Source organism: Pseudodesulfovibrio nedwellii (genome assembly GCF_027923765.1).
Lineage (GTDB): Bacteria > Desulfobacterota > Desulfovibrionia > Desulfovibrionales > Desulfovibrionaceae > Pseudodesulfovibrio > Pseudodesulfovibrio nedwellii.
In genome coordinates this window covers 907,314-924,682 of the sequence record NZ_AP026709.1, presented here as the reverse complement: position 1 = coordinate 924,682, position 17,369 = coordinate 907,314, and the positions used below count along the sequence as shown (strand labels likewise).

The 17,369-nt window shown below is 48.1% G+C and carries 18 protein-coding genes; 6 read left to right on the top strand and 12 right to left on the bottom strand.

Annotated features, from left to right (window positions below):
* Window positions 1-94 precede the first annotated feature (94 nt).
* From metF to SYK_RS04540, 3 genes are read left to right on the top strand one after another with little or no spacing between them, the layout of a single operon-like run.
* Window positions 95-967 carry a methylenetetrahydrofolate reductase [NAD(P)H] gene (gene metF / locus SYK_RS04550; protein WP_281762419.1) on the top strand — a complete coding sequence of 291 codons (873 nt, stop codon included), beginning with the start codon at window positions 95-97 and terminating at the stop codon, window positions 965-967.
* Window positions 968-982: 15 nt separating this feature from the next.
* On the top strand, window positions 983-2,008 hold the full coding sequence (locus SYK_RS04545) for an aspartate-semialdehyde dehydrogenase (protein WP_281762418.1): 1,026 nt from the start codon (window positions 983-985) through the stop codon (window positions 2,006-2,008).
* 12 nt (window positions 2,009-2,020) lie between these two features.
* Window positions 2,021-2,962 carry an aminotransferase class IV gene (locus SYK_RS04540; RefSeq protein WP_281762417.1) on the top strand — a complete coding sequence of 314 codons (942 nt, stop codon included), beginning with the start codon at window positions 2,021-2,023 and terminating at the stop codon, window positions 2,960-2,962.
* 53 nt (window positions 2,963-3,015) lie between these two features.
* On the opposite strand, the gene SYK_RS04535 is transcribed toward SYK_RS04540, so the two are convergent.
* Window positions 3,016-3,918: a glycosyltransferase family 2 protein gene (locus SYK_RS04535; protein WP_281762416.1), complete on the bottom strand. Its 903-nt coding sequence runs from the start codon at window positions 3,916-3,918 to the stop codon at window positions 3,016-3,018.
* A 273-nt stretch (window positions 3,919-4,191) separates the two neighbouring features.
* Here SYK_RS04535 and SYK_RS04530 point away from each other — a divergent pair, with 273 nt between their 5' ends.
* Entirely contained in the window at window positions 4,192-6,906 is a 2,715-nt protein-coding gene (locus SYK_RS04530) for a SulP family inorganic anion transporter (protein WP_281762415.1), read from the top strand.
* Window positions 6,907-6,914: 8 nt separating this feature from the next.
* Here the strand turns inward: SYK_RS04530 and rfbD are convergent, their stop codons facing one another.
* The 11 genes from rfbD to SYK_RS04475 all read right to left on the bottom strand — a co-directional run bounded on the left by rfbD (window position 6,915) and on the right by SYK_RS04475 (window position 15,824).
* Complete coding sequence (gene rfbD / locus SYK_RS04525) at window positions 6,915-7,796, bottom strand: dTDP-4-dehydrorhamnose reductase (RefSeq protein ID WP_281762414.1); 882 nt, start codon at window positions 7,794-7,796, stop codon at window positions 6,915-6,917.
* Entirely contained in the window at window positions 7,796-8,812 is a 1,017-nt protein-coding gene (gene rfbB, locus SYK_RS04520; protein WP_281762413.1) for a dTDP-glucose 4,6-dehydratase, read from the bottom strand. The genes rfbD and rfbB overlap by 1 nt, the downstream gene beginning before the upstream one ends.
* Before the next feature lie 83 nt (window positions 8,813-8,895).
* A complete protein-coding gene (locus SYK_RS04515) occupies window positions 8,896-9,360 on the bottom strand; it encodes a tRNA (cytidine(34)-2'-O)-methyltransferase (protein WP_281762412.1) in 465 nt (154 codons plus the stop codon).
* 3 nt (window positions 9,361-9,363) lie between these two features.
* Window positions 9,364-10,071 (bottom strand): molybdopterin-guanine dinucleotide biosynthesis protein MobB, encoded by a 708-nt coding sequence (locus tag SYK_RS04510; protein ID WP_281762411.1) that lies wholly within the window; start codon window positions 10,069-10,071, stop codon window positions 9,364-9,366.
* A gap of 21 nt (window positions 10,072-10,092) precedes the next feature.
* Complete coding sequence (locus tag SYK_RS04505) at window positions 10,093-10,749, bottom strand: energy-coupling factor ABC transporter ATP-binding protein (protein ID WP_281762410.1); 657 nt, start codon at window positions 10,747-10,749, stop codon at window positions 10,093-10,095.
* Complete coding sequence (locus SYK_RS04500; protein WP_281762409.1) at window positions 10,746-11,441, bottom strand: ABC transporter permease; 696 nt, start codon at window positions 11,439-11,441, stop codon at window positions 10,746-10,748. The genes SYK_RS04505 and SYK_RS04500 overlap by 4 nt, the downstream gene beginning before the upstream one ends.
* 63 nt (window positions 11,442-11,504) lie before the next feature.
* Window positions 11,505-12,329 carry an ABC transporter substrate-binding protein gene (locus SYK_RS04495; RefSeq protein ID WP_281762408.1) on the bottom strand — a complete coding sequence of 275 codons (825 nt, stop codon included), beginning with the start codon at window positions 12,327-12,329 and terminating at the stop codon, window positions 11,505-11,507.
* Between the two features lie 91 nt (window positions 12,330-12,420).
* Window positions 12,421-12,807: a winged helix-turn-helix domain-containing protein gene (locus SYK_RS04490; RefSeq protein ID WP_281762407.1), complete on the bottom strand. Its 387-nt coding sequence runs from the start codon at window positions 12,805-12,807 to the stop codon at window positions 12,421-12,423.
* A gap of 128 nt (window positions 12,808-12,935) precedes the next feature.
* Complete coding sequence (locus tag SYK_RS04485) at window positions 12,936-13,772, bottom strand: HesA/MoeB/ThiF family protein (RefSeq protein ID WP_281762406.1); 837 nt, start codon at window positions 13,770-13,772, stop codon at window positions 12,936-12,938.
* 3 nt (window positions 13,773-13,775) lie between these two features.
* Window positions 13,776-14,003 carry a MoaD/ThiS family protein gene (locus tag SYK_RS04480; RefSeq protein WP_281762405.1) on the bottom strand — a complete coding sequence of 76 codons (228 nt, stop codon included), beginning with the start codon at window positions 14,001-14,003 and terminating at the stop codon, window positions 13,776-13,778.
* 93 nt (window positions 14,004-14,096) lie between these two features.
* Window positions 14,097-15,824: an aldehyde ferredoxin oxidoreductase family protein gene (locus tag SYK_RS04475; protein ID WP_281762404.1), complete on the bottom strand. Its 1,728-nt coding sequence runs from the start codon at window positions 15,822-15,824 to the stop codon at window positions 14,097-14,099.
* A gap of 181 nt (window positions 15,825-16,005) precedes the next feature.
* Between SYK_RS04475 and SYK_RS04470 the strand changes: the two genes are divergently transcribed.
* Both SYK_RS04470 and SYK_RS04465 read left to right on the top strand, forming a co-directional pair.
* On the top strand, window positions 16,006-16,581 hold the full coding sequence (locus tag SYK_RS04470) for a hypothetical protein (RefSeq protein WP_281762403.1): 576 nt from the start codon (window positions 16,006-16,008) through the stop codon (window positions 16,579-16,581).
* Window positions 16,582-16,887: 306 nt separating this feature from the next.
* Window positions 16,888-17,316, top strand: a complete 429-nt coding sequence (locus tag SYK_RS04465; RefSeq protein ID WP_281762402.1) for a glycosyltransferase — start codon at window positions 16,888-16,890, stop codon at window positions 17,314-17,316.
* The last annotated feature ends 53 nt before the right edge of the window (window positions 17,317-17,369 follow it).

The following is a 17,369-nucleotide window of genomic DNA, read 5'->3' as shown; positions in this document are numbered from 1 at the left end:
TTTCTCCATTGAAGGTTGCTGCAAGAAAGAGTATGTAATGTCTCTTACCCTAAGAAGGGTGCGATTATGCATATACCGTTGAAGGAGAGAAGCATTGCGAGTTTGTGATTTGATCGAAGGGCAGTCCCCTTTCATCTCTTTAGAGTTTTTCCCCCCAAGGGAAAAGGAAATCTGGCCTCAATTTTTTGAGGTCGTTGATCAGCTCAAGGTTCTGAACCCCTTGTTTGCATCTGTTACATATGGTGCTGGTGGTGGGACTCAGGATAATACCTTGGAAATTGCCACCCGAATGAAACAGGATCATGGCATTGAGCCGATTACTCATTTGACGAGTGTTGGTGCGTCTGCCGATAAGCTGGACGACTTCCTACGAAGCCTCCGCGATGCTGATATACAGAATGTTTTGGCCTTACGTGGTGATCCGCCGCGTGGCGAGGACGATTTCGATTTTGATTCTCAAGAATTTAAGCACGCAACGGATGTCATTAAATATATCAAAGCGCATTATCCAGAGATGTGCGTTGGCGGGGCTGCTTATCCTGAACCTCATTTTGAGTCACCTTCCATTCAATCCGACCTGGAAATGGTCAACAAGAAGGTACAGATGGGGGCGCAGTTTCTGGTGACGCAGTTGTTTTTCGATAACCGTGTCTATTTTGATTACGTTGAGAGACTCAAGGCTCTTGGTTCTTACGTGCCAGTTATTCCTGGTATCCTGCCTATCATGACTCTTAAATCTGCCAAGTTTATTTTAGGGTTGTGTGGCGCTGCCATTCCCGGGAAGTTTCTCAGTAGTCTTGAGAAAGCCCACGAAGAGGGCGGGGATGATGCCGTATATAGGTTGGGTATTGATTACGCGACAAGGCAGGCACAGGAACTTATCGACGGTGGTGCGCCGGGCGTTCATTTGTATACGCTTAATCAGACCAAGGCGTGTCTCGAAATCGGACAGAATTTAAAGTTTTAGAGTTGGGAGTAGGATATGAATAAGAATCTGGTAGTGGCCATATGTGGCGCAACAGGCGCAGTTGGTCAGGAAATGTTGCAGGTTTTGGAACAGCGTAATTTCCCTTACAGCAAGGTCATTCCCTTGGCTTCGTCGAGAAGCGTTGGCAAGAAAGTGACCTGCAAGGGTGAGGAATTGTCTGTCGTGGAATTGACAGAGAATTCTTTCGAGGGTGTTGATCTGGCGTTGTTTTCCGCAGGTGGTGAAACCAGTAAAAAATATGCTCCTATTGCTGCAAAATCAGGTTGTGTGGTGGTAGATAATTCTGCTGCTTGGCGCATGGATGACGAATGCCCTTTGGTAGTTCCCGAAGTGAACCCGGAGGATCTCGATTGGCATAAGGGTATCATTGCCAACCCCAATTGTTCGACCATTCAACTGATGGTGGCTCTCAAGCCCATTCATGATGAAGCGCGGATCAAGCGCGTTGTTGTTTCTACATATCAGGCCGTTTCCGGTAGTGGGCAGAAAGCCATTGAAGAGCTGGAAAATCAGGTGCGTCGACTTTTGTCTGGCCAACCTGTGGTTGCTGATGTTTATCCGCATCAGATTGCCTTTAACTGCCTCCCGCATATCGATGTCTTTATGGACAATGGGTACACCAAAGAAGAGATGAAGATGGTCCATGAGACTGTTAAGATCATGGGTGATCCGACTATTAAAGTGACCGCCACGTGTGTGCGTGTCCCGGTTTTTTACGGTCATTCCGAAGCCGTGAATATTGAGACCGAGGAAAAGTTGAGCGCGGACGATGTTCGTTCATTATTAGCGAAATCCCCTGGTATTATTATTGAAGATTATCCTGAGAAGAACGCCTACCCCATGCCTGTCAATGCAGCGGGTGACGATGCGACGTATGTCGGCCGTATCCGTGAGGATGAGACCATTGAGAATGGCATCAATATGTGGGTTGTTTCCGATAACATTCGCAAGGGTGCTGCATTGAACACTGTCCAGATCGCTGAGACTCTGATTGAACGAGATTTGGTTCGCGTACCTTAAAAGGATTTTGTTGTGGTAAAAGTCACCGATTCCAAAGGTTATATAGATGCCCTGACAGCTGTCGAACGGCCTGTTAGCGGTAAAGTTCACGCCTTTTACGATCACAGTGTGGGCATGATTTGTTTGGACCCTGAAGTTATGCTCATGCCGTGGGATGACCATCTGGTGCATCGTGGTGATGGTATTTTTGAGGTCATGAAGTTTGTTGGCGGCAAGTTGTATCAGCTTGACGCGCACATGGAGCGCATGAAGCGTTCCTGTGAATCCATTTTTATGGAACCCCCGTGTTCCTGGGAAGAAATCAGCGAGTTAGTCATGGAAGTCTGTCGTGCTGGAGGTCGTGAAACCGGTATGGCGCGGGTGATGATTGGGCGTGGACCGGGAGGCTTCGGCGTAGATCCTGTGGAGTGTCCTGAAACGAGCCTTTATGTGGTGGCTTATGATCTCTACATCAAAACCGAGTCGGCTTATGAAAACGGTGTGACCGCATTCAAAACATCGATTCCGGCCAAGCAGTCGTATTTGGCGACTATCAAATCCATTGATTATTTGCCCAACGTTTTGATGAAACGTGAGGCTACAGAGAAAGGGTATGACTATCCATTTTGTTACGATGATGAGGGGTTTCTGGCCGAAGGGGCTGTTGAAAATGTCTGTATCGTTAATGAAAATGGTAAGTTGATTATCCCTGAATTCACCAATGCCTTACCCGGCACCACCATGTTGCGGGCCGTGGACCTGATAAAGGACGATGTCTCTGTCATTTTCCGGGGCATTCGTGAAGAAGAAATTCTGATGGCAAAAGAGGTAATTATTGTCGGTACGACTGGCGATGCAATTTCGGTTGTCCGGTATAATGACAAGCCTATTCACAATGTTAAGCCCGGCCCAATCGCCAAAAGACTTCGTGAATTGCTCAAGCAGGATTTGATGGAGAACGGAATTCAGTTGTAGAAATTAAGTAGAAAAATATGTGCAAAGGCCATCCGGTTTCGGGTGGCCTTTTTTTAGAGGGCAACCTTGGTGTTTGTCACTGCGTGGTCAAATTGCTGAACAGCTTTTTTTGTCATGACGTCCACACCCATAGTCTTTATGGCGTGGTCGTGCATCATTCGTGTAACATCAATGGGGCCGGGAATAGTCATGAAGCTATATGCTTCGGCCCAGGATTTGCCGCGCAGGTAGGAGAGAGCCCAACGCACGATGTGCTCATGGAAGAACCCTTGGTTATTGATAACAATCATTGCTTTGCATCGGCCATCTTCGGCGCGTTCCTTGAATGAAACCTTATGGTGCTCACAGGAAGCCAGAGGGTAGTTCACATGATAGAAATTATTTCCGGCCAGTGCGGCCTGCACCCATAAATCCCAGTCGGAATATGCAGTGTTTTCTCTGAAACCCAGTGTGCTTTCCCATGCTTTACGTGTCAACAATACCGCTGGCCCGAGAAATCCTCGTGCCTGAAGTAATCCTTCACGGAAGGCGGGGAGTTGGATAATTCCGGGGCGTCCGGTTTTGTCAGTCGGAGCGAGTCGGATATAGTCCGAGTACATAATGTCAGTTTCGGGATGGTCATCGAAAACAGAAAGGGCCGTGGTAATGTATTTGGGGTCAAGACGGTAGTCTGGGTGAAGGAATATGAGCTTGTCACCGTTAGCGCGTATTGCTGCCATATTCTTGGCCGCTGAGGAAGTGATGGAAGAGTCTATTTCTTCGAGACGTATTGCGTCGATGCCGGTGACATTTCGCCATAAGGAAGGATCGGATGGTGCGTGTCTTCCGTTGCCAATTACGATAATTTCCATATCTTCCAGTCCAGTGGACTGTCGGGAAATGGAATGCAGCAGTCGCATGAGACTGCTGTGTGTTTCCAGATCGGAAATTATTATAGAAACGGTGTTTGGCTTCATATTGCGTCCCTTCCGTGGGATATCGCTTTAAACGGGGGAGTCGGCACGGTCCGTGTGCACATTACACCTTACTCGTGCACATCTTATCGACGGTTAGATGGAGAACTTTATACCTTGCGATGTGTTTTATGAAAAAAGTTCTACGGCAGAAAATCGTTGGACAGCTTGCGTGCGTGCGGTGCTTCACGTATGTACTTAAAAGACTGAGACAATGTTCTTACCGGAGTAGTGGTCCGGCTCTACTGTATATCTTATGGGTTCTGGTGGTAGATAGTGGCGATTTTCAAATGCGATTCCTGCGGCTATGAGCGCGAGGTTCCGGCCAAGTTGACTGGAAAAAAGGCCAAGTGTCCTGATTGCGGACATGGTGTAGTTATTCTGGACCAACTTCCTGAGGAACCAATTCCGTATGACGTGGAGTTTGAAGAGGATGACTCTTCAGTAACAACTGGTGTCCCGGAATCAGTTGGTGGCGATGGTACTCCTATAGAATTCATTGATCTCGACAATCAGAATGTGACTGTAGAACTGGACGATTCAGATGATGTGATTTGCGCCAAGTGTGGGCATGTTCAGGATGCCGGGCATGAAGATGTGTGTTCCAAGTGCGGAGCTTCACTTGTTCCAGTGTCGGGTGTGCTGGGAATTGATGAGAGTGATGTTGATGTCAGTGACCTCGCCGAAGTTGAAGAAGCGCAGGTCTGGGACGCTCAGTTTGATGGCAGTTCAGAGAGCATCGATCACGTGAAAGATCCTGACCGTTGGCGGTTGTTCAGGGGATCTTTTATGCTTAATTTATATGCCGGCATCGTTTCGGGTGTTTTGGCATTGTTTTTTGTGTATTCACTTTCCTTGCTCGCTTCTGCCAATGCTGGAACTTACGATTTCTTACCATATGTTATTGGTACGGCTCTTACTGGTGTGATTGTCGGAAGTATTTTCAATGCTTTTTTTTCGAGAATCCCTTTTGGATTGGTCGGACCGGAAACAGTACTCACAGCCGTTATTTTTTTATTTGTCGGGAGCATGTATCGGACTATGGCTATGGAGTCTGCCGAGCTTGTTCTTCCTACTCTGTTGGCCGGCGTGGCACTGGCGGCCGTGCTTATCGGTTTGAGCCTTCTTGTCCTTTCGAAATTTCGACTGGGTGAATATGTCAGATATATCCCGTTGCAAATCATCGGCGGTGTCATTGGCGCAGTCGGTATTATTGTACTTTTGGGAGCATTTGATTGGATCGGTCATTTGGGGCTTGATTGGAGCAATTCGTATACCGTGATCACCTCTTTTGCGAATGATTTTGATGCAGGTGGAACATTGCGGACTATAGGTCCCAGTCTTGTTTTTGGCGTTGTACTTTTTCTCGCTCTGTGTCGGACCAAGCATTCACTTTTTCTGGTGGCCATGATTCTTGTTGCATCAGGGGTTGGGTATGCGGCTGGCATTTGGGGCGGAACCGATGCTCTTCGAGCTTTAGCAGTTCCCGTTGCTTTTCCTGAAGGGCCGACAATGGTGTACCCTTTCGAAGTTCTGAATTCAGAGTTGTTTTTTCATAATATTCAGTGGGCGGTTATTAAGGCCAACAGTTTGTATATAGGCGCCATGGTCGTGCTGGCCGTTTTGACTGTCATGTATCGAACAACTCGATTGGAAATTTTGCGAGGCCGGGAAAGTGATCTTAATATGGAGTATCGTGCACTTGGCTTGACTAATATTATTTCCGGTCTGTGTGGCGGGATGCCTGCTTCGCTTACCTATGGGCGAAGCTCCGGCAGTTATGCTTCAGGTGGGCGTGGTCCTATCGCGGGTATCGTGGCCGGTTTGGTGTGTGGCGTTGGTTTTTGTTGTGCAGACGTCGTTCTGCCCTTGATTCCGCGATTCGTCCCTGAAGGATTGCTTGTTTATGCTGGTCTAGATTTGATTCGTGACTGGATGTTCCGAACTCGGACGGCTTTTACTGGTAGATCAGATATCTGGCTTCTCTGGTTGACCTTTTTGGCGACGTTGTGCTTGGGGCTTTTGGAAGGTATTGGTTTTGGTGTGGCATTGGCCCTTATGGTTACAGTGAGCAGAGCCAGCAAGGATGGGGTTGTTCGTAACGTCCTGTCTGGTGCTCATCATAATAGTAATGTTGATCGTGCATCCATTCAAAAACGGACACTCAAGGAATATGGGGATCATATCCATATTATGCGGTTGCAGGGATTCCTTTTTCTGGGGGCCATGGAGCGGTTGCTCAAGGATGTGCGTTTTCGAATCGATGATCGGAATCAGTTGCCGGTGGAGTACCTTATTCTGGATTTCAAATTGGTGAGTGGGTTTGCCTCGGCAGCGGGTATCGGGTTTGACAAGCTGCGGATTCTGGTCGCTGAGTATGATATGGAACTCATTATTACCAACGCCCCGTTGGAACTCGAAGAGCATTTGGAAGCGATTGGACTTGTTGGTGATCAAGAAGGTGTTTTCAAGTCGTTTCTTAATTTGGATTATGCTTTGGAATGGTGTGAAAACCGTGTGCTTGATGAAGAAAATATGCTGGAACTCAAGCAGTTGAATTTGTCTGAACTTTTGGCTCCAATATTCCCAGAAAAAAAATATATTCCGGCTTTGATGAAGGTTCTCAAACGAGAAGTCGCAAAACCCGGTGAAGCCGTATTTCGACAGGGAGATGTGTCGGATTCCATGTTTTTTGTTGAGTCAGGTCGACTCGATGTTGAACTGGAAATGGAAGGCGGCAAGATCTTGCGGTTGAAAAAAGTCGGCCCGGGAGCTGTCTTTGGCGAAATGGGGATTTATACTTTGGCACCGCGTTCTGCCACTATTCGAGCTGCGGAGAACTGTGTGTTGTACCGTATGACTTTGGCAAAACTTGATGCCATTGAAAATCGGGCACCTCGGCTTGTGACCGCTATTAATCGTTTTCTGATCAACCTTTTGTCAGAACGTTTGATTGACGCGAATATGCGGGTGCGGGATTTGATGCAGTAGGCATCAAGTTATTCCTCGGAGTGCATGCCTAATTCGTTCTGAACATATTCTTTTAAAGCATCTTCCCATCTACGAGGAGTCATACCGGTTGTTCGTGTGTATTTGGATATATCCAACACAGAGTAGCGCGGACGGACAGCTTTGGTTGGATATTCGCTTGACGACACGGGGGTTACAGAGTTTTTTTTCCCCGCTAGAGTTGCGGCCATACTGGCCAGTCCGTGCCATGATGTCTGGCCGGAGTTAGCCAGGTGGAAGATACCTGTGGCGTCTTTTTTTAACAGCTTGATAGTGCCGGTCGCGATGTCCGGCGTATATGATGGAGAGCCAAATTGGTCTTCGACGACTGTCAGGGTGTTGTGAGTATCACATAAATTGAGAATCTTTTCGACAAAGTTGATTCGACCCGGTCCGAATAACCAGGAGATTCGTATAATGAGTGTGCGCTCATAGCCTAGTTTGAGGAGTCCTCGTTCTCCATCTGCCTTACTAATGCCGTATACTGAAAATGCGCTTGTTTCGTCGTATTCTGTGTACGGCGACGTCTTATCCCCTTTAAAGACAAAGTCCGTGCTGTAGTGAACAAAGGGAATGGATCGTCTCGCTGCCAAGGTTGCCAAAAGAGGTGGTGCTGTGGCGTTGAGAGCGAAGGCCTTTTCCTGTTCATCTTCTGCCAAATCCACCTGCGTGTAAGCAGCCGCATTAATCAGAATATCGGGATCTTCCTTATTTAGTATTTCTTCTACGGATTGAGGATCGAGGATATCGCAGTCTTTACTGGAAAGCGCTATTGGGTGCGCTCCTGCCTCTGCAAAAGCAGAACACAAGCTTTGACCGAGCAGGCCCGTTTTTCCACCAAGGACGGCAACGGTTTGTCCTTTTATGTTCATTAGGCGCGTTCCTCGTACCATGAGTCCATGAATGTGCGGTATTCACCGCTTTGGACCTGTTCAAGCCATTCCGTGTTGGCTTCGTACCAATCAAGGGTCTTTTTCAGACCGTCTGTAAAATTCAGTGTTGGTGCAAAACCGAGTTCCCGTTGAGCCAGAGAAAAGTCCATGGCGTAACGTTTGTCGTGCCCAGGTCTGTCTGTGACATATGTGATCAGTGATTCCGGTTTTCCTAAAAGAGACAATAAGGTTTTGATTACTGTGATGTTGGCCTCTTCGGCATCACCTCCGAAGTTGTATGCCTGTCCTTCGCGTCCTTTGGTCAGGGTCAGTTCAACTCCGAGGCAATGGTCATCGACGTAGATCCAGTCCCTGACGTTCATTCCATCGCCATAGACAGGAAGTGATTTGCCCGCCTTAGCATTGAGAAACATGAGCGGAATGAGTTTTTCCGGGAATTGATATGGCCCATAGTTATTGGAGCACCGGGTGACCAAGATGGGAAATCTGTAAGTTTCAAAGTATGCGCGAGCCATGAGATCGGCTCCGGCCTTGCTTGATGAATACGGGCTATTGGGTGCGAGCGGTGTGGATTCAGTAAATTTCCCTGTTTTGCCAAGGGTTCCATACACCTCATCTGTGGATACGTGCACGAAACGGCCAATATTTCGTTGGCGGGCGCATTCCATGAGGTTTTGTGCTCCACCCACGTTGGTGGTCACAAAAGGAGATGGATCGTTGATGGAACGGTCCACATGGGATTCGGCAGCAAAGTTGACGACGGCATCGATGGATTGATCTGCAAGGAGGTCCATGATTAGTTCGCGGTCACATATATCTCCTTGAACAAACGTGTAACGGGCTTCGTTTTGTTCAAGGTCCATGAGGTTGAGTCTATTTCCGGCATAGGTAAGCTTGTCCAGATTGATGATGGACCAGTCTGGATGCTTGGCGAGCATGAGTCGGACAAAGTTTGTTCCGATGAAGCCGCAGCCGCCTGTGACGAGAAGTTTCATAGGTATATTCTATCCCAAGTGTTCGGGTTGAAAGTCATGTGTTTTGTTCAGCAAAGGCACAATACAGGGCGTGGATATAAATTTCAAGATATGGATATGTCTTCCATGATTCCATCCGTCTGGCGCAAGGCTTCGAAAAGAAGGATGCCTGTGGCAGTCGACAGGTTCAGGCTTCTGACTTTACCCCATATTGGAATGCGAATTTGAGGATATCCTTTCATGAATTCGGGTGTAAGTCCACGAGTCTCAGGTCCAAGAACAATGGCGTCGTCTGCCATGAATTCGAAGCGATGGTGTGGCGTTGCGGCCTTCGCACTGGCCATGACGAGGCGCGGAGGTTGCACCCGGTTCATGAACTCGGCGAAATTCGGGTGCACAGTGACATCCACGTGAGGCCAGTAATCCAGGCCGGCTCGTTTGAGGTGTTTGTTATCAACAGAGAATCCCAGCGGTTCGATGAGGTGAAGTGGTGTTTTTGTCGCCGCACACAATCGAGCAATATTGCCGGTATTGGGTGGAATTTCCGGCTCGAAAAGAACAATGCGCATGAGTTATACGTCCAGTTTGATGGTTGCTTTGCCCGGAGAGTATCCCTTGAGCGTTCTGATCATTTCCCTGATAGAGGCGGAAATGATGTCTTCGACAAAGGGTTTCATTCCTACCGCAGAGCCGTTTATGTCTACTTTGATGGAATTGTGCATGGCGAGACATGCCTTGGTAGTCGTTTTCCCAGCCACTATTTCGGCAGCCAGAGTATGACAATCAGGTCTGCCGCATGTTTTACAGTCCATACCGGGTAGGAAAAATCCTTTTTCAAGAACGGCTTCTGCAAGAGAATCAATGGTGTCATAAGCGGTGACACCCTCAAGCTTCGTGTCGCCATATGTGGCGATTGCGAGATCAGGAATGAGCCAGTCAGTTCCGTCGGCAAGGTCGCCATTCAAACAGAGGATACGAGGAAGATACCCTAGAGATTTACCGCCTTCAACAATAAGAACGTCGGCGGTCAGGAGGGGCAGGATGTCAGGAAGAAATCGTCGGTCTGTCCAATTGACGAAGGTTTCCTCGGGGCTGAGTCCAGCGACTGCGTCACAGATTTCCGCATATTGGGTTGTGTCGGTGTCAGCCCAGTCGAATCCGTGGTGGCTGAATTTTGCAGCAGCGACAGTCAGGCCTGAAGCCTTGAAGTGATGAGCCAGTCCGAGGCCAAGCGTTGTTTTGCCGGAATTTTTTGGTCCGACTATAGATATTGCTTTCATGTCGTATCTCCGTGGGGAAAGCTATGATGTCTCAACAATAGAGCCGTGTTCAAGATGAATAATACGGTCACTGACCTTGCCGAGCCAGTCGAGATCGTGACTGGCAACGACGAGGCTTGTCCCGTTGTTTGTGCGAGCTTTGAGTGCAGCCTGTCGAATAAGGGTAGCGCTTTTGGCATCTAGGCTGGCCGTGGGTTCGTCCATGAGAAGAACTTTGGGTTTGAGGACTAAACGGGCAGCCAGAGCCACTCGTTGTGCCTCGCCACCTGAGAGTTCAAACCAGTGTCTTGATGAAAAGGATTCTGGGTCTAGCCCGACTTCAATCAGGGCGTTATGCACTTTTGTTGTAATGTCTGATTTTTTGCGAACCTTGAGTCCGTAGGCAACATTTGCATGGACCGTGCGTTTAAGTAGATACGGTTCCTGAACAAGCAATGTGACCTGACGGTGTACTGCACCCGGTTTGGTTGAGGTCTTTGCTCCCATGAAGGAAAGAGTACCTGAAGACGGGGCATCGAGAAATGCAAGTATACGAAGCAGCGTTGATTTGCCAGATCCATTGGGACCAGCCAGGCCGATGATGTCGTCATGATTGATATCAAGTTTGTCGATGCTGAGAACTTGTCGGCCAGAAAAGATTTGCCGAACATTGTGCAGGGAAATGATGGGAGTTTTCATTGGACGGCCTTCTTTTTGAGGCCTGTGGCTGCAACATTGACGAGGAGGGCCACAGCAAGCAGGACAATGCCGAGTGCGATCCCTACAGCAAATTCCCCTTTACCTGTTTCCAGTGCAATAGCCGTGGTGATGGTTCGCGTATGCCATTTGATATTGCCACCAACGAGCATGGATATGCCGACCTCCGACACGATGCGGCCATAAGCGGCCATGGCGGCGAGCATAATGGAAAATCGTGCTTCCATAACAGTGGCCCAGAGCATCTGTCGTGGATTGGCACCGAGTGTGATGAGTGTCATGGGAAGTCTTTTGTCCAAGCTTTCCACCGCATTTGCGGTCATGGCGATGATGATGGGCAGGCCGAGCAAAGTTTGCCCTATGGCAACCCCTGGTATGGAAAAGAGAAGACCTGTCCCGCCCAGAGGACCATGTCTTGTCAGGAAAGCATAGACTAATAAACCAATAACAACCGTGGGGAATGACAGAAGTGTGTCTACGATGGTTCTGAGAACTCGTTTCCCGAAAAATGTTTTGTGGCCAAGAAAAAAGCCGAGCGGAACGCCGATGGTAAGACTGAAAAACATGGACAGAGAGGATGCCCCCACTGTTGCCCAGATTGCGGAATAAGTTTCAGGGTCGCCGGTGAAGAGGAGAACAAAACCTTGAAGAAAACCTTGAAGCAGATAGTCCATTCACAATCCTTTTTTGACCGGGGGGACGGGAGTCCGTTCCCCCGGTGGATTACCATACTCTATCTACTTTGCGTTGGGAATGAAAAGCTTCTTGCCCAAAAGCTTGAAGTTGCCAATGGCTTTCTGGGTTTCGGGGGAAGCCATCCATGCAATGTACTGCTTGGCCAGGTCATACTGAGCATCTTTGCAGTGTTCGGGATTCACGGCCAACGCACTGTACTGATTGAACAGAACCTTGTCGCCTTCCACCAGAACGATCAGCGGCGGGTTGCCACCATTGTTGTCTGCATATTTGATGAAAGTACCGCGGTCAGTCATGGTGTAGCCGGATTTTTCATTGGCGATATTGATGGTCGGGAGCATGCCTTGACCAGTCTGGACATACCATGCGTCTTTTTCGGGAACAGCCATGCCGGCTGCTTTCCACAAGGAAAGTTCTTTTTTGTTGGTACCGGAGTTGTCACCACGGCTGGCAAAAGAAGCCTTCTTGGCTGCGATGGTCTTCAACGCTTCGGCAACACTCATGCCCTTCACGCCTGCGGGATCAGCGGCAGGTCCGATAATGACGAAATCATTATACATGATTTCAGTACGGTCGATGAGAACGCCTTTATCCATATATGCTTTTTCGGAAGCAGGGGCGTGAACCAGAACGATATCGACATCACAATTTTCAGCCATTTTCAGGGCTTTACCTGTGCCGACTGCAACGAATTTGATTTCAATACCAGTGTCTTTTAAGAACTGCGGAACGATCAGCTCGTCCAGCAAACCGGTGTTGGCGGTGCTGGTCGTTGTTGCCATCATCAGTGTTTTGCCGGCCAGAGCAGGTACAGCCAGGGCGACAGTGAGCATGAGTGTGAGAGAAATGAGAAGTAAACGCTTCATTGTATCCTCCAAAGGTAGGGTTTTATTTGACAATTGTTAGTACGATGTTTGTTGTTATTCACAAAATTAATTGATGGTGAGTGTGTGACGCTTATTGCGTGTCGTCACGATAGAATTCGCCGGATTTTTTGACATCCATTTCCAGGAGTTCTCCAGCCCGCTTGGTGGCATAGTCTTCAACATCGAGATAGAAGCTCAGAAATTTTTCCATCAACTCTTTGCCGTAAGGAGACAGGTTGAATCGTTGTCCCATACCTTTGGTCTTTTCAACCAGAGGTTGGCCAATGCGTTCTTCAGCATTTTTGAGTTTACCCCAAGCCCGCCTGTAAGACATCCCGAGCGCTTCGGCCGCTTTTCGAAGAGAACCGAGATCTTCGACATGTTTGAGCAGCAGCGTGCTTCCAATGCCAATATAGGTCTTGTCTTTTTGTTCAAGCCATATGCGAAGACGAAGTGTTGTATCTAGTTCTTTTGTCATGGTAAAGTGCCAAGGCTATATATTAATTAAGTGATTGTTCACATGAATTGTTGTTCAAAAAAGTATATGCAGGAACTTTAATATTAAGTCAACGGAAGCATAATCGCTTGTGATACGGCACCGATAAATTACAGAATGACCGTTTCAAAGGTGGATGAAGCAAGGTCTACGACAAGCATTTTGCCTTGTAATGTTGGATGGGTATCGGTGAGAATCTTTATTGTTTCAGCCGCCATAAGTGATGCAATCAACATGACGGAAGGGGCTGGGCAACCGAGGATGCCCTCTGCTTCGTTGTTAACGCCCATGATGTCTGCCGGACCAATTTCGCCAGGTATGACCACGCTAACATACCCTGTCCAGCCGGCTAAAGCTCCTGTGATAAGTGGCACTTCGGCTTTAGCAGCAGATTGTTGCAGGTGAAGGCGTGTTTCCAGTCCTCCCAAAGCATCAATTACAATATCAGCTCCAGCCAGAAAGTCGGGTAATGAGTTTACAGTCAGAAATTCTTCTGTGGCAGAAAATTCTACTGACGGATTGACCTTCTCGGCTCTTTTGATCGCCGCGTACGCTTTGGATTGGTTGAGAGTGTTGAGCGTGGAAAGTTCCTGTCGATTAAGATTACTTTCTTCAAAGTGGTCGCCATCAGCAGCATGAATGGTTCCGATGCCCATTCTCAGGAATTGTTCAAGCAGGTTGCCGCCAAGTCCACCAAGGCCAACTTGTGCAACGGTGGATTCCAGAAGGCGTTGTTGTCCTTTGATTGTAATGGACTGCATGTTTCGTAGATATCTGAGAGGGTAAATGCTTTTTGCTAATGCCTGACGCTCAACAACATGACCGGGTATAGTATTCTGTTGGGCCAGCATGGAGATGGCCTCATTGGATATAATGGTACCCGTTTCTCCCCATGGTAACAGAGAGCTTTGGGCGTATGCATGGATTTTGTCCAGAATCCCTGCCACGTTTTAACCTCCACCGACCGGTGGAAACAGGCCAACCCTGTCGCCATTATTCACTTCGCTATCCAGATTGGAGCGGACCGCATTAATGAATATGAGTGTTACATCTTTTTCAGGCATGCCGAGTTTGCCGACGAGTGACCTGACGGTCTCCCCCGTTTCAATCGGGTAATCGTCGCCATTTTCAGGCAGGAACTTAGCCAACGTTGCAAAACATTTGAGTTCTATTCCCATATGTCCAATCTAGTCATTTGAAGTGAGTGGGTCAACATACGAAAAAAAAGGCCGGGAACGAGTTCCCGGCCTTTGATTTACGATAGGGGAATTTTAGACTTTGGCGGCTTGAAGCTCGTCTTCGTCGTAATCCCAAGTGACGTTGTGAGGCGGAAGTGGATCAGTTTCAAAGAAACGGGGCAGTTTGTCGTCTGCCTTGGTGAAACCGGCACGTTCGTTGAAATCCTGTTCATCCTTCATGGCACCGACACCAAGAGCGATCAGATCGTCAGGAGTGAAGGTGTTGCCGGTCCAGGACTGAACCAGGTCGGCCATGGTTTGGACTCCGTTGTCGGAATCCAGCACAGCGAATGCCACGAACAGGCAGAAACCCATGGAATCGATGGCGGCAGTGGCGACCTGAAGGTTTTTGGACAACTCAATGTTGCCTTCCTTCTTGAGACCGTCGATGGAGCCGCCGACACCAAGAAGGTTGGCAGTGACACCATATCCGGCGGTGTGGTCAGCGCCCATGGCCGTCGTTGCGTAGGTTACGCCGACACCCTTGACCGCACGCGGATCATAGGCGGGCATGGACTGGCGTTTGACTGTGGGCAGACGGTCAACACCGAATGCGCCGCCAGCAAACTCAACACCGTTGCCGATGATCATGCCCATGGGGTCGCCGGTACCGACTTTCTTGAGCAATTCAATGGCGGCCTTGCCATCACCCCAAGGGAGGATGCCGCCATCCATGGCCACAGCGATGGTGTTTCCTGCTTCGATAGTATCCATACCCTTGTCGTCGCAGATGCGGTCCATGGTGGCGATGTCGTCGAAGTCCTTGATCAGTGCGTTTGCACCGAAAGCCCAAATGGTTTCGTATTCGAAACCGGAGGTCAGGTAATTACCATCGGCGTCGTTGTACTGCTGGGAGCACTGGATGATACAACCTACATGACAGCCTTCAGTGGTTTTGCCTTTGCGGGATTCGATGATCTCGGCCATTTTTTCGCCGGAGATATCAGCGGCGTGGTCACACTGACCGTAACGGAAGTTTTTGGTAGGCAGTGCACCTGCTTCGTTAACAACGTTCACGAGTACTGCGGTGCCGAAACCGGGCAGGCCCTCTGAAGTGACAGGATGGCCCTTGATAATATCGATCCAGGTGGAACGAGCCGTTTTGAAGTTGTCGTTGTCAACCGGGCTGACCTTGTTGGCAAATTCGGGATCAAGTACGATGGCCTTGATCTTTTTGGAGCCCATGACAGCACCAGTGCCGCCGCGGCCAGCGGAACGTGCGGGGCGCTTGTAAGGATCAGTGAACTGGATGGTCGCGGTTTGGCGAACCGTTTCACCGGCGGGTCCGATCATGGCTGCACACAGTTTATTGCCATACTGTTCAAGCAGTTTGTCATGTGCAGGGTAGTTGTCCATGCCGACGATGTCGGTTGCATCGCGGAATTCGACTTTGCCATCAGTTATGAACAAAGTGGAGAAAGGCGCTTCGTCAGCAGGCTTGTCTTCAAGGACAATCGCCAACAGATCCATTTTTGGCATCTTGTGGGCGAACAGGCCGCCGGAGTTGGATTCCTTGATGCCGCCGGTCAGCGGGGATTTGGTGCCAACGGACACACGGCCGGAGTTAGCAGCGGTGGAACCGCCCAACAGGCCAGTCGCGAAAACCAGTTTATTCTCTGCGGACAGCGGGTGGCAGTCGGCAGGAACTTCTTTGTTGATAAGACGGGAGGTCAGAGCACGACCACCAAGATTGACGTAAGGGCCGACTTCATCAAAGCTGTATTCTTTGGTTCGGCAGTTGATTCTGAGAATCTGAGGCATTGTATTACCCTCTGCTTTGTTAATATTGATGCGTTCGTGTTGACGCAATAATGGTAAACTGTCTAACAAGACTTTCATACACCGCTTCAAGAATTAATGTCAAAAAAAACAGTCGATTGTGTTCTTTTGGGCATAATGTAATTGTTAATGAAACAGATGTTTATCCAACGTGGGGGAAAGAATGAATAATGTTTCTTTTTTGACTATACAAATGATGTCCAGGGCTGCATCAGGTTGGAATTTTTTGTTACAAAAAGGATTTTTTCTTCAGGGAACATCCAGGATGTCCGTGAGAAATCTTTTGCATGACGTCTTGGGATACGAAGATAATTTTATTGAGCAGACTGTGCGGACAATCTTTAGAAACAACAGACCGGTCGATGATATCGACAATGTTTTTATAAAAGATGGAGACAGGCTTGCCCTTGGTGGTGCTATGCCCGGTATTGTCGGTATAGTTATGGGGCGTGACAATCCGTATAAAAGTTTTCGCAGTGATATATCGGTACAGAAAGAAGTAAAGGCTCGTAATATTGAACCTATTACTATATCTATGAAAATATTTAGTACGCTGGCTGTGGAAACCGGTATTGACGTCCTTGGACGTGGAATATTGGTTGAATCTCTGACTTTGGCCGATTTCCTTGAAGAAAAAAGCGATTTGATTATTGAGGCAGACGGCAAAAAAGGGAAAGAGTTGGTTGAGTATATCCGTACCATGAAAGATAAAATCGGAATTCGTGTAATATTTGAGTGAGTTTTCTTGGAATGATTATGAAATAATTAAGAAAGGGGCACTTGGTAATCAAGTGTTCTTTCTTACTCTCCTGATAAGGCCGGTATCGAGTGAGCCTGTGAGGCGAATTCGCTGGATTTTGACGGTGAGGATTTAATGGGAATGTATTTGATGTTCTTTCCTTTATAGGGTGAGATAGTTTTTTTCAGTCTTACTTGTGAGTGATATGCAAAATTGAAATTACTTTCATCGTGCTACCAAATCCTTTAAGGAATAATGGGAAGTTCGAGTCAGAAGGGCGTGTACTAATTTCAACCTTCAGGTGTCATGATGAATATTCTGTTTGTGATAGGGTCATTGGTTTATGGCGGAGCTGAAACGCAGGTGATGGCCCTTGCGAAAGCGTTGGTCCTAAAAGGGCACAACGTTACTATATATTCCACAACAGACAGAGTGCCTCGGATACGAGAGCTTGAGGGAAGCGGGGTCGTTGTTGTTGTCGGGAGTAAGCGGTATGAATGCGATATCAAAATGATCCGTCGGCTGCGTCAGTATATTGATAATAATGACATAGATATCGTTCAAGGATTTTTGTTTGAGGGAGACTTTTATTCGCGGTTGGCTACTGTCGGCAAGCGTATCCCATTGATTAATTCAGAAAGAAATTGGAATTATATTTTACCGTTCATTCAAAAGATCGGACATATCTTGACACGACCTCGTGCAGTCGCTGGGCCATTGGCCCATGGGGCGTGAATATGTTCAATCTTTTCTTCTTTGAATCGACCCGCCAAGTATATGCCTGCCAT